This is a genomic window from Novosphingobium sp. ERN07, from assembly GCF_012641335.1.
In the GTDB taxonomy this organism is placed as follows: Bacteria; Pseudomonadota; Alphaproteobacteria; order Sphingomonadales; family Sphingomonadaceae; genus Novosphingobium.
In genome coordinates this window covers 446,652-461,149 of the sequence record NZ_JABAID010000001.1, presented here as the reverse complement: position 1 = coordinate 461,149, position 14,498 = coordinate 446,652, and the positions used below count along the sequence as shown (strand labels likewise).

The following is a 14,498-nucleotide window of genomic DNA, read 5'->3' as shown; positions in this document are numbered from 1 at the left end:
AAAATGGATAAAGGATGGTTAACGATACACGCGGGATTGGCGAAAGTTTCCCCGCCGTGCGCCGCTTCAATCGCAGCGTCAGATGCGCCGGAAACGCTCCGGGTGGCCCAGGGCATCGTGCGCATGTGCGCCTGTCTGCAACGGCGCAGCAATGCGTGCCAGTTCATCTAGCTTGAACGTCTGCTCGAACAACACGCCATAGCGCGGGTGGCTGCGCCAGCGGACCTTGGCATAGAGCGGCGGCATCACATCGGTTTCGATCCGCACCAGCTCGTTCATCAATAGCCACTTGTCGCTTTCGATGCACGCGCCCTGCTGCGAAATGTCCTGAAACGCCACGCGCAACGCTTCGCCGCCCGAATGCAATATCCCGTCAAGATTGATGCGCAACCGCACTTGACGCTTCGGAAACGCGCCGTGGCTTTCATCCAGCAGGCGCTGCACATCCACTTCGCTGCCAAAGCGGAAGCCTGCAAACTCACCCTCGTGCCACACCAGTTCCAGCGGGTAACGATCACCATTGCTCATTTCCACCGCCAGCGAACGGTGCGGCGGCAGCGTATTGAACAGGCGAATCTTCAGACCCGTCGAAGAAGCATCACGGATCACGCAGAGAAATTCGCAGGTATCGTCAACGATCAGCTTGGCCGCGCGGATAAGCAGCATGAAGCGCGGGGCGGCACGCTGGTCCGCCCCCGTGCTATCATCACCGCGATTCGCGGCTCCCGGCAGATCGTCTTCTGGCTGGGCCAAGCCCTTTCCCCTTGCGCATGGGTCCCCGTATCCGGGACTCGCGCAAGCCCCGGATTGGAAGAACTTAGGCCAGAAAGTCCTACCGTGATGTTACCCAGCGCACATTCTATTCAATCTTAATGCTGTTTATCTTTGTAATGATTGAACAATTTCATCCCAGCTGAGCAGCTTGAAGTTCTGGGCGGCAGGTGCATTGTCGCCATCTTGCGCCACAAACAGCCCACCGGGATAGGCCGGACCAAAATCCCCCAGCACCAGTTCGATGCCATCGGTATCGCTCGTCGCGCCGAATCGCCCGGCAGCAATACGAAAGCGCCCGCGCGGTGCAGCCGTTTGCAGATCGAACAGGACATAGGCATTGTCGCCTTGACTCGAAGCGACGAGATAGCCGCCACGCTCGCCCTCAGGGGCCAGTGCCAGCCCTTCCACGTCATCGACCAGCCCCTTGTCCGGCCCGACCATTGCAAACGCCTCGGCGGCAAGCGTCGCCGCTTTCAGGTCTACCCGCCAGATGCCCACATCTTCTTCCGCGACATAAAGCGTACCCGTGCGGCCATCGACCACACAGCCTTCCGATTGCGTCGCGAACTTTACCGAACGCACATATTCTGCCCGGATCGTACCACCAGCGTCGACAAGGCGGCTCTCGGCCACTTCGCCATCCTTCAGCACGACATAGGCCCGCGCCAATTCTCCGGCCTCCAGCCCCTTGCCCATGCAAAAGCCATAGGCTTCGGCAGGCGCATGGTCAGCAGGCAGGAAAGCCTGCGCGCCCAGCGCCGTCAGCTTTGCCGTTGCCCCATCAAGTGCGAAAAGCGCGATCTTCGGCACCGCGCCGTCGGTGCGGTCGCTTGCCCCCACAAGAATGCGCCCCGGCGCAATCTCGCGCAGGTCCACATTGTTGAGCAGCCCCGCGCTCACGAAATCGCGCGTCTTGCCGTCCAGCCCATAAACGTAAAGCCCGGCCTTCTTGTCCGTGCCCACGATCAGGCTGGCGGCAGGATTCGCCGCATTGCGCCAGATTGCCGGATCATCGGCGGCATCGGCCTTGCCCGTGCCGACCGGCGCAGTCTCGCCGCTCGCCTGAACGTCCACCGCAGGGTAATAGGGGCGCGGCGCAGCCTGCATCCCGGCGCAGCCTGCCAGCAAAAGGGCAAGGACCGGGAGCATCGCTCCCGATCCCGCCTTGGCGTTAACGTTCCGCCCCATCAGAACGCATACCGCGCGACGATCTGGAACACCGGGCCGGCTTCTTCGGATTCAAGCTCGTATTCATCGAAATTGCGAGCGATCTGATCACCGGTGGTCGCGAACTTGTTGAACACTTCGTCCTTGCTGCCGTTGAGCAGATTCGAACCCACCGCGCGGATGGTGAAGCTCTTGCCGATGCGCTTTTCGACGAAGATCTCCAGATCCGCGCCATAGCGCGTGGTCACTTCCTCGCCCACGGTGCGATCATAGGCCGAACCCTGCTTGCGATAGGTCGCACCGAACGATGCCCCGACGCCCGGCAGGTTCTGGATCATGCCGAAGTTGTAGACATACTTCGACTGGCCATTGAACCGGCGGCTGCCGAATTCGTCACGGATCGAACTGTCGATCACCGAAAGGTTACCGAACACGCCGGTATCGGGCAGCCCGACGAAACCGAGGTCTGCCGAAAGATCGAATTCGACGCCCCAAACTTCGCCATCGCCCACGTTGCGCGGCTGATAGACGAAGGTGCCGGAACCTTCTGAACCTTCGACCTGCGTGTTGGTCAGTTCGACCAGATCCTGCACCTTGCGGTAGAACACGTTGACGCCAATCACGCCGGTGCGGCCAAGGCGATATTCGTAACCCAGATCGCCGCCCCACGCCGTTTCCGGGCGCAGATTGGTGTTGCCGAGCAGGTCATTGTCACCCAGTTCCGCTTCCAGGAGCGCGGGCGAGATGTAGTCGAAGCGCGGGCGGCGCACGGTGCGCGCAGCCGATGCGGTCAGACGGCCTTCACCCAGTTGCACCTTGATCGATGCGGACGGCAGCAGGAAATCGTACTTCACGCGAGCTTGCGTCGCGGCGGTCAGGTCGTTGGTCGTGACCGTGGTGTTTTCCCAGCGCACACCCGCTTCATACTTCACGCCGCCATTGCTGCCTTCGACCAGCGCATAAAGATCGCGGCGATCTTCCTCGATGGTGTTAAGGCCGCCCGGCGTGGCCGAAGTGGCCGGAAACGCGATAGCGAATTCCTGCGGATTGTTGGTGAACTGGTTGTAGGTCAGCAAGGAAGCGCGCGGCACGTTGAAGCGGTTGCGCACGTCCGAAATGTCGGTGTCGCGGTCCTTGTTCTGCGCAAATCCGCCCAGTGCAAACGCAAAGCCCTCGCCCAGCTTGAAGGTCTGCTCCAACTGCATCGAAAGCTCGTCATCGCGGATGTTGGTCAGCGAATAGTCGCCGGTATAGCGCGGGGTCGAACGGTCGAATTCGACCTCGTGCTCGAATTCTTCTTCCTTGTTGTCAAACCGGGCAAAGCCGATGCGCGCCGTGGTCTTGCCAAAGTCCGTTTCCTTCACGAACTTCGCCGTCGCCGCCCAGCTTTCCTGCCGAATGAACAACGGGTTGTAGTTGTCATAGGTCAGATTGCCATTGGCGTTGATTCGGATCGGACCGGTGGTCGATGTCGGATCGTTATAGCCCGAAGACCGCTCGATCTGGTCGCGATCAGTGCGCACATAATTGCCCGCGATCTCGAACTTGTTCTCGCCATCGTCATAGGCCCAGCTCAGGTTGCCGGCATAGTCGGTGCCATTGCGGGTATCGCGCTGGTCTTCGCGGTCGGCAAAGTCCTGGGTCGCGAAGTTCGGGTTGTTTTCCGGCGAATCGCTGTACCGGAAGCTGGTCTTCTTCTTGGGGTTATAGCGCCCCTGCACGTTTACGCCCGCCAGCAGACGGCCGGGGCCAAACTTGCCGCCATAATAGAGGCCGCCCGAAGGCTTGATCTCGCCATCGTCAAAGATCAGCGCACCACCGCGCACATAGCCGCCATCCATCGTGAAGGCATCGCGCAGCACGATGTTCAGCGTGCCCGCCACCGCATCGCCAGTGCGACGGGCAGAGTTGGAGCGCACGATTTCGACCTGCTTGATCAGTTCCGCCGGAACGCGATCAAGGAAGAACGAACGGTCCACGTTCGAACCGGGAATGCGATCACCGTTGATCAGGATCTGAGTATAGCCCGGATCAAGGCCGCGCAGACGCGCGCCGTCCGATTCCAGCACGTCTGAAAGGAACGTCACCGAAGGTACACGCTTCAGCGCATCGCCTGCGGTCAATGGTTCGAAACGGCGGAAGTATTCCTCGTCATAAACCAGCTTCGGCTCGGCCTCATCGCTGTGGTTGCGAAAGCCGATGTCGCCCTGCACCACGATCTCGCGCGCGGTGCGCGTCTGCTCGTCTGCCCCATCATCAGCGACCGCCGCAGCCTCATCAGCAGCAAAAGCTGGTGCGGCAACCGATGCCATGCACAGTGCAGCACTGCCCAGCAGGATCGCACGGCGCGACCGCTCGAAAATCACGTTCATTATCTCTTGTCCCTCATGGTGACGCTTTGCTTGGCGTCGCCTCTAGGGACGGGTGCTGACTGTTTTGCGACGGTTCGAAGACCGTTCGATGACAATCACCACGCCACAGTCATGCACCTGCAACATACGGTTTTTGCAAGGTATTTTGGCATGGTGCGGACGGCGGGACTCGAACCCGCACGATCAAGGATCAAGGGATTTTAAGTCCCCGGCGTCTACCATTCCGCCACGTCCGCTGAAGCGCGATTGCTGAACACGCGCCTGCCACAGCAAAAAGGGCGCCGCAACGCTGGTTGCCGCACCCTTTTAGAAATTTCTGCGAAGAAATGCTCAGTCGGCGTTCAGCCGTACGCGCATTTCCTTGCCAGCCTTGAAATAGGGAACGCGCTTTCCAGGCACGTCCACCGTTTCACCGGTCCGCGGATTGCGACCCTTGCGGGCATCGCGGTCCCGCGTCGAAAATGCACCGAAGCCGCGCAGTTCAACCCGCCCGCCTTCCGAGAGCCGCTTGGCAATCTCATCGAAGAAAACATCGAGAACCCGTTCGATTTCCTCGCTGCGCATTTCCGGGCTCTCCTTAGCAAGTGCCTGGAGCAGCTCCGATCTAATCATGCTATTCCCTCCGCCAGACATTCCTTGGCAGGAATGCCCCCCAGTTATTGACGATCCCTGCACCCAGAACCCCCGTTACGGGCGCATTTCGAATAACTGCCACGTTAAAGCGATCATTACAATCGGTTGATGGTATAACTGGTGCCCTAAAATGGACCGGTTCAGGCCTTTTCCGTTACGTCACGAACGGTGATTCCCAGCCGCTGCATCCGTGCCGCGATCAAGGGCCATTCGTCTCTCAGGAACGCCGCACGCTCCCGCTCGCGCAGCGCAGCGGCGGCACCGGGTGCCACGAACATGCCGATCCCCCGCTGCACGGTCACCAGCCCCTCATCCTGGAATTGCTGATAGGCCTTGGCCACGGTCAGCGGATTGGCCCCTTGCTGCGCAGCATAGGCCCGGACCGAGGGCAGCATCGCGCCTTCGGGATAGACGCCATCAAGGATCGCGGCGCAGATCTCGTCGCGCAGGCGCAGATAGACCGGGCGATTGGCGTGGCTCATGGTGATGCACTGCCATAATACAGCCAGACGCACAACGCCTGCTGAAAAGGGCTTCTCATGGCCAATGGTGCAGGACGGCAAGACTGGTTGCGATTGAAAATAGTTTCTTGCCATCCGCGATCGTGCCACTAAGGCGCGATGCTCCGCCGCGCGGGAGAGGCGCGGTGCCCGAAATGTCGATGCAACAACGATGAGGCCGCCCGCCCGCATGGCTCAGGATAACACGACCATCGCCCCGAACGCCCCGCTCGCGCCCGCCGCTGGCGAATGGTTCGGCCATCCCCCGCAGCTCAAGCGCCTGTTCACCACGGAAATGTGGGAACGCTTTGGCTACTACGGAATGCGGGCGATCCTCACGCTCTACCTCGCCAAGCACTTCCTGTTCAACGACAGCACCAGCACCGGTCTTTATGGCGGCTTCACGGCGCTGGTCTATCTCACCCCGCTTATCGGCGGCTTGATCGCAGACCGCTATCTCGGCTCAAAACGGTCGGTAAAGTTCGGCGCGATCCTGATGGCGGTGGGCTACTTCATGCTCTGCTTCGGCGGTGAAGCGGCCAAGCCCTATGCCACGATCCAAGGCCAGCGCTACGAAGTGACCGTGGCCGAAAGTTCCGGCAAGGAAGTGCGCTCGCTCGAAATGAGCGGCCAGCGCCTGGAAATCGTCGGCAACGATGACAAGTCCGTCTCGCTCAAAGCTGCTGACGGCACCGAGGCGAAGCGGGTTGCGCCAGGCGGATTCGAATCCGATGGTGACCGTTCGCCCTTCCACATCGGCATCCTCCTCATTGGCCTTTCGCTGGTCACCGTGGGCAACGGCTTCTTCAAGCCCAACATCTCCACCATCGTCGGCACACTCTATGCCGATGGTGACCGTCGCCGCGATGCGGGCTTCACCATCTTCTACATGGGTATCAATCTCGGCTCGCTGATCTCGCAGTTCTTCTGCCCGATTCTGGCAGAAAGCGTGGGCTGGTGGGCAGGCTTCGGCCTTGCCGCCCTTGGCATGACGTTCTCATGGGTGCTGTTCCAGTTCGATGGCGGCCGTCTTGATGGCTATGGCGAGCGACCTGCCGGGGCCGATCCGCGCAAAGACTGGCTCATCTATGGCGCGGCCTTCGTCTGCGTGCCGCTGTTCTTCTTCCTTTTCACCAACCTGATGGCATACGTTCCGCCACAAGCGGGCGAAGGGCTTGTCGGCTATTTCCTCGGCCTGCCGATCATGGGCAAGATGATGTTCGGCACCTTCCTCGTTGCGGTGCCCGCCATCCTGATCTGGGCATTGGCCGCAGGCAGCAGGCAGGAATTCCAGATGATGCTGGCGGCAATGGTACTGATCGTGTTCAACACCGTGTTCTGGACACTGTTCGAACAAGCCGGCTCCTCACTCACCCTCTTTGCCGAACGCAACACCCAGCTTGAGATTGGCTGGACGCGGCCCCTCTTCGCCATGTTCCGTGAAGTGCCTGCCAGCTATTACCTGTTCTTCGCCGCCCTGCTGGGTGGGTTGGGCTGGGCGCTGGCGCGCTTCTTCGGCAATGGCGAAACGGCAGAGACGCAGCGCAAGATGCAGCTGGGCTTTGGCGTCGTCATGCTGCTGGGCTTCGGCGGGATGGTCTATGCCCGCACGCAGGGCTTCGGCAACGATCCGGTCTATGTCATGCCCGCCGGGCAGACGCAGATCTTCAACGCGCTGTTCATCGTCACGCTGGCCCCGCTGTTCAGCATGATGTGGAACGCGATGGCAAATCGCGGGGTGGAGCCTTCGATCCCGGTCAAGTTCGCCATCGCACTGATGGGCGTGGGCGGCGGCTTCCTGCTGCTGGTCTGGGGCGCGCAGTTTGCCGATGCCCAGTTCAAGGTCGGCCTGTTCTGGCTCGCCGGGCTTTACCTCATCCACTCGATGGCCGAACTGTGCATTTCGCCGGTGGGCCTCTCGATGATCACCAAACTGTCGATGGCGCGTATCGTCGGCATGATGATGGGCGTGTGGTTCCTGTCCATTGCCGTCGCGCAATATGTCGCCGGCATGGTGGCGCAGGTCGCCAGTGTCGAAACCGTGGGCGGGCAGGTTACCAACCTCAAGGTCAGCCTCGATACCTATGTCGGCGTGTTCACCACCATTGGCTGGGTCTCGGTCGGGATCGGCGCTGTGCTGCTCGTCATAGCGATCCCCCTGAAAAGGCTTATGCACGGCGTTACCTGATACGTCGAAGGCGCAGTCTCCTCCGAAACGGTCATATCAAAGGGGCCGATGGTCTTGTTGCCATCGGTCCGTCAGATTAAAGTCCACTAACTTTAGTTAAGTCGAGTTCGGGTCGCATCGGACCGACGGGGATGGGGGCAATAATGGATGCTTCTCTGGTCCACCTCGCGGTGGCCACAATCATGTTCGTGGGTTCCCATTTCGCCATGTCGGGGCCATTGCGCGCCACGCTGATCGCAAAAATGGGCGCGCAGCCGTTCCTGTTACTCTATTCTTTCGTATCGATTGGCACGCTGGCCTGGGCCATTATCGTGTTTGATCGGACCGACGCTGATGGGGCGCTGTGGAACGGGATGCACCCCCTGCCCTGGCTGCTTGCCAGCGTGCTGACCATCGTGGCGCTGGCGCTGCTTCTCCCCTCATTCGCGCGCAACCCGGCCCTGCCCGGCAAGAACGCGGCAGGCCTTGGCACGGTGATCCCCTCCGGCGTGTTCAAGATAACGCGCCACCCGATGATGTGGGGCATCGCGCTCTGGGCGCTGGCGCACATCATTGCTGCCCCCACCGGGCGCTCGATTGTCCTGATGGCGGGAATGATCGTGCTGGCCCTGCTCGGCTCGCACTTTCAGGACAAGCGCAAGGGCGAATGGAACAAGCGCGAATACGGCCCCTGGCTGCGCCGGACCTCGTTCTGGCCCCGCATCGAACACTTCGGTGCCATCGGCGTGATCTGGATCATCGCCTTCCTCGTGTGGTTCCTGATCACCTGGGCGCACTACCACTTCTTCGGCATCCCTGCCGGTCTGTGGCTGCTGGTTGGTTGAGGTTACCTGTCCCGCTGTTTGCACAGCGGGACAATCATCAAGCCCGCGCCTCGCTAACGCCTGCCGAATTGTGGCGCAGCGCTTTCAGCACAGTGTCCACGATGTTCGGCGCGTTGAGACCCGCTGCATCGTATTGCTTGTCGGGCGCATCGTGATCCTGAAACACGTCGGGCAGGCGCATCGTGCGGATTTTCAGACCTGCATCGGTCAGGCCCTCGTCGCTCGCCAGCGTCAGCACATGCGCACCAAGGCCGCCGATCGATCCTTCCTCAATCGTGACCACCACATCGTGCGTCGTCATCAACTGGCGGATCATGGCTTCGTCCAGAGGCTTGGCAAAGCGCAAGTCGGCCACCGTCGTTGAAAGCCCCTTGGCCTCCAACTGGTCCGCCGCCTTCAGCGCTTCGGCCAATCGCGTCCCCAGCGAAAGCAGCGCCACCTTGCTGCCCTGCTTCACGATCCGGCCCTTGCCGATTTCCAGCCGCTCCGGCACCGCAGGCAGCGCCACGCCCGTGCCATTGCCGCGCGGATAGCGGAAGGCAATTGGCCCGCTGTCATAGCAGGCAGCCGTATAGGTCATATGAACCAGCTCGGCCTCGTCAGCCGCGGCCATCACCACCATGTTGGGCAGCGTGGCCAGATAGGTCACGTCGAACGATCCCGCGTGCGTCGCCCCGTCGGCCCCCACCAGCCCGGCGCGGTCGATAGCAAAGCGCACGGGCAGATTCTGGATCGCCACGTCATGCACCACCTGATCGAAGGCGCGCTGCAGGAAGGTTGAATAGATCGCGCAGAACGGCCGCATCCCTTCGGCCGCCAACCCTGCGGCAAAGGTCACCGCGTGCTGCTCGGCAATGCCTACGTCAAACGTGCGGGTCGGATGCGCCTTGGCAAACTTGTCCACGCCCGTCCCGCTCGGCATCGCGGCGGTGATCGCGCAAATCGTGGGGTCATTGTCCGCCAGCTTGGCCAGCGTCTCTCCGAACACGTTCTGATAGGCAGGCGCGCCCGGCTTGGCTTTCACCTGTTCGCCCGTCACCACATCGAACTTCTGCACGCCGTGATACTTGTCAGCCGCCTGCTCAGCCGGGCCATAGCCCTTGCCCTTCTGCGTCACGACATGGATCAGGCACGGCCCTTCGGCCGCGTCGCGCACGTTTTCCAGCACGGGGATCAACTGGTCGATATTGTGCCCGTCAATCGGCCCGACATAGTAAAAGCCCAGCTCCTCGAACAGCGTGCCGCCCATCGCCATGCCGCGCGCGAATTCATCGGTCTTGCGCGCCGCTTCGTGCAGCGGGCGCGGCAAATGGCGCGACAGCCGCCGCGCAATGTCGCGAAGGCCAAGGAACGGGCGCGATGATACCAGCCTTGCGAGATAGGCCGAAAGCCCACCCACGGGAGGTGCAATCGACATGTCGTTGTCGTTGAGGATGACCACGAGCCGGTTGCCCGCAGCTTCGGCGTTGTTCATCGCCTCATAGGCCATACCTGCGCTCATCGCGCCATCACCGATCACGGCGATGCCCTTGCCCGGCCGGCCTGCCAGCTTGTTGGCAATGGCAAAGCCCAACGCGGCAGAGATCGACGTGCTGGAATGCGCCGTGCCGAACGGATCGTATTCGCTTTCACTGCGCTTGGTGAAGCCCGAAAGCCCCCCGCCCTGCCGCAGCGTGCGGATGCGGTCGCGCCGTCCCGTAATGATCTTGTGCGGATAGGCTTGGTGCCCCACGTCCCACACCAGCTTGTCCTGCGGCGTATCGAACACATAGTGGATCGCCACGGTCAGTTCCACGACGCCAAGGCCCGATCCCAGATGTCCGCCCGTCGTGCCGACGGCGGAGATCATTTCGGCACGCAATTCGTCCGAAAGCTGGCGAAGCTGCGATGGCGCAAGCTTGCGCAGGTCATCAGGTGTATCAACCGTGTCGAGCAGCGGCGTTGCCGGTTCTGAATTCATCCCACCGCCCTTACACTTATGCTTGGGCACTGTCGAACAGGATCATAGCGCCGAAGACTTCCCCAAAGTCGGGGCTGCGCGTTTTCCGAGAAGCACCGACGAGACACCTAACAGCACCGCCGCGACCACAAAGGCATAACCCGGCGCAGAAAGATCGCCGCTGCGCGCCATGTATCGCGTCAGCAGAACCGGCGTCAGCCCGAACGTCAGCGCCACCACCACGCCATAGCCGATGCCGACCAGCCCGGCGCGATGCCGCTTGGGCGTTATCTCAACAAACGCGGCATAGGCCACTGCCGCCGAAACCGTCGCCATCAACAGAAGCAGCGCCGCCGCCAGCGCAAGCTGCCCCAGCGTGCCGCCCGCGATGCCCCAGCGGAACAGCGGCAGCGAGGTGAGCGCCGCCAGCACAGCCATCGCAAAGTTCACTTTCTGCCGCCCGATCCGGTCCCCCAGCCAGCCGCCTGCCAGCAACCCCACGATCTGAGTCGCCGCCGCCGCCATCTGCAACAGATAGCCGTTGGTCACCGGAATTTTCAGAAAGGTCACGGCATAGACGAACAGAAAATCACCCGTCGCCCCTGCCAGCAGGAACCCGAACACGCCCAGCAGCGCAGCGGCATAGGCGCGCACGTCCAGTTCGGTCACCACGTTTGGCCCACTTTCGGGCAGATGCAGCGTCTCGTCCAGCCGCCGCCGCAGGATGAAGGCCAGCGGCACGATGCCTGCACCAATCGCAAAGGCGATGCGCCAGCCAAAAGCGTCAAGTTGCGCCGGAGTCAGCACGCTTGCCAGCATCAGACCCACCATGCCGCTGCCCAGCACGCCGATGCGCATGGCGACAAGCTGCAACGCGATCAGCATACCGCGCTTTTCCGGCGGCGAACTTTCGGCCAGAAAAGCCGTCGTCGGCCCCACATCGCCGCCCGCTGCCAGCCCCTGCATCAGCCGGAACAGCACAACCAGCACCGGCGCCCACACCCCGATTGCGGCATAGCTTGGCGTCAGCGCCAGCCCGATGGCGCTCACGCCCATCAGCGCGAATGTTGCCAGCATCGTCGGCCGTCGCCCGATCCGGTCGCCCAGCAGCCCGAACAGGATCGCGCCCAAAGGCCGCGCACCAAAGCCCGCCCCCGCAGTCATCAGCGTCAACAGCAGCGCACTGCCGGGCGCTCCGGCAGGAAACATCACCCGCGATACATTAACCGCAAAGAAGCTGAAGCTGAGGAAATCATAGAATTCCAGCGCATTGCCGGAAATGACCGCCACGAACTGCTTGCGTGTGGGCAGGTGTTTCTGATCGTGCAAGCTGCCCTCCCCCAAAGGCGCGAAACCGTTACCGCGCTTAGTCGCCCGCAGCACACTCCGCGCAATGGCCGCGAATTTCCACCACCGGGCGCACATCGGCGAAGCCAGCCGCCTGCGCCGCAAGCCGCAATGCCCCGGTCAGCTTGTCGTCATCGCTGTGCACGGCCTTGCCGCACAGATCGCAGATCAGGAAAATGCAGTCGTGCCTGCACCCCGGATGGCTGTTGGCGACATAGGCATTGGCGCTTTCCACCCGCCGCGCCAGATTGGCGCGCACGAACAGGTCAAGAATGCGATAGACCGAATTGGCCGCCACCCGCTTGCCCCGCGCGGTGCCCACCTTTTCGGCAATGTCATAGGCAGAAGCAGGTTTCTCACACCCGGCCAGCGCCTCGAACACGTCCGCGCGCATCTCGGTCCACTGCTCGCCCGCTTCGATAAGCGCATCACGCGCCGCCGAAACCAGCGTTTCGCCTTCCAGATCGCGATGGTGATGATGCTGCGTTGCCATGCGCCCTAGATAGGCATCCACGCCATGAACCGCAAATCAGTTCCGCGTGAACATCGGCTTGTACAGATCGGGGAACATCGTCTTCAACGCCCGCACCTTGGGCGCATCCCATCGCCGGATATAACCGTGATCGGGATTGTTGGCGGCAAAGTCCTGATGATAGCCTTCCGCCGGATAGAACGCCTTGTACGGTTCAACCGCCGTGACGATGGGCTGCTTCCACAGGTCAAGCCGCTTCAACTGCGCCAGATACCCCGCCGCCACGCGCTTCTGTTCCACGCTCATCGGCACCAGCGCATTGCGATACTGCGTGCCGTGGTCCGGTCCCTGATAGTTCAGTTGCGTGGGGTTCGCGCCCACTGCAAAGAACACCCGCAGCAACTGGTCATACCGGATTTTCGCCGGGTCATAGGTCACCCGCACCGCTTCGGCATGGCCGGTATTGCCATTGCCCACCACGTCGTAAATCGCTGTCTTCTTGTCGCCGCCGTGATAGCCGGAAACCACGCTGCTCACGCCCTTCAGATGGCTGAACACCGCCTCGATTCCCCAAAAGCACCCACCTGCGAAAATGGCGATCTTTTTGCCCGGTTCCTCGCGCGCTTCGACCGCAGCGGCGGGCGTAGCCATCGTGCCCTCGGCCCGTGCCGGTTGCTGAAACGCAGCCATCCCGATTCCCATCACCGCAAGCGCCGAGAGGACCGGGCGGCGCATCTTAGCGGGAAACCTGTTCGGTATCAGGCGTGGCCAATGCAGTCGTCCCCGCCGTCACTGCCATCACGGCAGCACCCATCAGGAACCCGAAGGCCATCGAACGGAAAAAGTCAGGCTTGAACAGGCCCATAGGAATGCTTTCGTGTCTCAATCTTTGCGTATCCCACCTATCGCCGGATTCGCCTTAATGTTCGGTGACGCCCTGCACAGGGCCGCGCCACATGCTTCGCTGATTCTGCGAAACGTTCATGACATGCGACGAATGGCGTCAGCCGCGCAGTTCTACCCAAACCGGCGCATGATCGCTGGCCTTTTCCCGCCCGCGATAGGTCTTGTCCACACCCGCGCTCACCATCCGGTCCGCCAGTTCGGGCGAAAGCAGCGCGTGATCGATGCGGAACCCATGATCGCGCTGCCACGCGCCCGCCTGATAATCCCAGAACGTCCAGACGCCGCCCTGCGGGTTCAACGTGTCAATCGCATCGGTCCACCCATCGTTGAGCAACCGACGATAGGCATCGCGCGATTCGGGCTGCATCAGCGCATCATCAGCCATCGCCTTGACCGAAAAGGTGTCCTTGTCTTCCGGGATCACGTTGTAATCCCCGATCACCAGCGCGGGCACTTCTTCGGCACGGATCTGCGCCATCCGGGTGCGCAGCCGCTCCATCCAGCGCAGCTTGTAATCGAACTTCGGTCCCGGCTGCGGATTGCCGTTGGGCAGATAGATGCACACCACCCGCAGCCCGAAAACGTCGGCTTCAAGATAGCGCGAATGCTCGTCCTCCGGCTCGCCCGCCAGCCCGCGCTGCACTTCAACCGGCTTCTCGCCATCGGCAAGAATTGCCACACCGTTAAAGCCCTTCTGTCCGTGCCAGATCGCGTGATAGCCGATCTTCTCGAACTCAGCGGCGGGAAAGCCTTCGTCCTGCGTCTTGATCTCCTGCAGGCACGCCACGGAAGGCCGCGTTTCCTCCAGCCATTCCAGCAGACGCGGCAAACGCGCCTTGATCCCGTTGATGTTGAAGCTGGCGACTTTGATCATGCCTATCGCGTTCTTTGCACAATGGACGCTCTCTAGCTTCTTCGTCATCCTGAACGTGTTTCAGGATCCATTTTGCCGAACAAGCCGCAGTCCGAGATGAGAGATGGCCCCTGAAACACGTTCAGGGTGACGGCAAAAAAGATGCCTCAGAAATCATCGACCTTTTCGATCAGATCGCAAAGCTCGATCCGCAGCCACACCCCGAAGCCGCCTGCGGGTTCGTCACCCGAAACGCCGCGCCTCCCAGCGATTCGACATATTCCACCACGCTGCCATCCAGCAGGCCAAGGCTCACTTCGTCCACCAGCAGCCGCACGCCGTCCGTCTCGGCAATCGTGTCGCCCTCTTCCGGTGCATCGGCCAGGTCGAACTTGTACTGAAAGCCCGAACACCCCCCGCCTTCTACCGAAAGTCGCAGGATCGCAGGCTTGCCCTGCTTTTGCGCAATCGTGGCAACGCGCGCGGCGGCGCTGGGGGCGAGGGATACGGCAGCTTCGGTCAT

The 14,498-nt window shown here is 61.6% G+C and carries 14 protein-coding genes and 1 tRNA gene; 2 read left to right on the top strand and 13 right to left on the bottom strand.

Annotation, left to right across the window (positions count from 1 at the left end):
- Positions 1–78: 78 nt before the first annotated feature.
- From HGI47_RS02340 to HGI47_RS02315, 6 genes are all read right to left on the bottom strand, one after another.
- Positions 79–753 (bottom strand): PilZ domain-containing protein, encoded by a 675-nt coding sequence (locus tag HGI47_RS02340; protein WP_240949920.1) that lies wholly within the window; start codon positions 751–753, stop codon positions 79–81.
- Between the two features lie 126 nt (positions 754–879).
- Positions 880–1,962: a phytase gene (locus tag HGI47_RS02335; RefSeq protein ID WP_168851141.1), complete on the bottom strand. Its 1,083-nt coding sequence runs from the start codon at positions 1,960–1,962 to the stop codon at positions 880–882.
- The gene (locus tag HGI47_RS02330; protein ID WP_168851140.1) at positions 1,962–4,313 is read right to left on the bottom strand and encodes a TonB-dependent siderophore receptor; all 2,352 of its coding nucleotides are present in this window, start codon (positions 4,311–4,313) and stop codon (positions 1,962–1,964) included. Before HGI47_RS02330 ends, HGI47_RS02335 begins: the two co-directional genes overlap by 1 nt.
- A 151-nt stretch (positions 4,314–4,464) precedes the next feature.
- Positions 4,465–4,549, bottom strand: a tRNA-Leu gene (locus HGI47_RS02325).
- A gap of 94 nt (positions 4,550–4,643) precedes the next feature.
- Positions 4,644–4,925 carry an integration host factor subunit beta gene (locus tag HGI47_RS02320; RefSeq protein WP_168851139.1) on the bottom strand — a complete coding sequence of 94 codons (282 nt, stop codon included), beginning with the start codon at positions 4,923–4,925 and terminating at the stop codon, positions 4,644–4,646.
- Positions 4,926–5,086: 161 nt separating this feature from the next.
- Positions 5,087–5,428 (bottom strand): GntR family transcriptional regulator, encoded by a 342-nt coding sequence (locus HGI47_RS02315; protein WP_168851138.1) that lies wholly within the window; start codon positions 5,426–5,428, stop codon positions 5,087–5,089.
- A gap of 208 nt (positions 5,429–5,636) precedes the next feature.
- Here HGI47_RS02315 and HGI47_RS22515 point away from each other — a divergent pair, with 208 nt between their 5' ends.
- Complete coding sequence (locus HGI47_RS22515) at positions 5,637–7,634, top strand: peptide MFS transporter (RefSeq protein WP_240949956.1); 1,998 nt, start codon at positions 5,637–5,639, stop codon at positions 7,632–7,634.
- A 143-nt stretch (positions 7,635–7,777) separates the two neighbouring features.
- Positions 7,778–8,458, top strand: coding sequence for an NnrU family protein (locus HGI47_RS02300; RefSeq protein ID WP_168851137.1), 681 nt, complete (start codon positions 7,778–7,780; stop codon positions 8,456–8,458).
- A 37-nt stretch (positions 8,459–8,495) separates the two neighbouring features.
- On the opposite strand, the gene dxs is transcribed toward HGI47_RS02300, so the two are convergent.
- From dxs to HGI47_RS02270, 7 genes are all read right to left on the bottom strand, one after another.
- Complete coding sequence (gene dxs / locus HGI47_RS02295; RefSeq protein WP_168851136.1) at positions 8,496–10,418, bottom strand: 1-deoxy-D-xylulose-5-phosphate synthase; 1,923 nt, start codon at positions 10,416–10,418, stop codon at positions 8,496–8,498.
- Between the two features lie 42 nt (positions 10,419–10,460).
- Entirely contained in the window at positions 10,461–11,726 is a 1,266-nt protein-coding gene (locus HGI47_RS02290; RefSeq protein WP_168851135.1) for an MFS transporter, read from the bottom strand.
- A 37-nt stretch (positions 11,727–11,763) separates the two neighbouring features.
- On the bottom strand, positions 11,764–12,237 hold the full coding sequence (locus tag HGI47_RS02285; protein WP_168851134.1) for a Fur family transcriptional regulator: 474 nt from the start codon (positions 12,235–12,237) through the stop codon (positions 11,764–11,766).
- Positions 12,238–12,273: 36 nt separating this feature from the next.
- Entirely contained in the window at positions 12,274–12,951 is a 678-nt protein-coding gene (gene msrA / locus HGI47_RS02280; protein WP_168851133.1) for a peptide-methionine (S)-S-oxide reductase MsrA, read from the bottom strand.
- Position 12,952: 1 nt separating this feature from the next.
- Positions 12,953–13,081, bottom strand: coding sequence for a hypothetical protein (locus tag HGI47_RS22850; RefSeq protein ID WP_255460570.1), 129 nt, complete (start codon positions 13,079–13,081; stop codon positions 12,953–12,955).
- A gap of 138 nt (positions 13,082–13,219) precedes the next feature.
- Positions 13,220–13,996: an exodeoxyribonuclease III gene (gene xth / locus HGI47_RS02275; RefSeq protein ID WP_206065923.1), complete on the bottom strand. Its 777-nt coding sequence runs from the start codon at positions 13,994–13,996 to the stop codon at positions 13,220–13,222.
- A gap of 169 nt (positions 13,997–14,165) precedes the next feature.
- Entirely contained in the window at positions 14,166–14,498 is a 333-nt protein-coding gene (locus HGI47_RS02270; protein ID WP_168851132.1) for an iron-sulfur cluster assembly accessory protein, read from the bottom strand.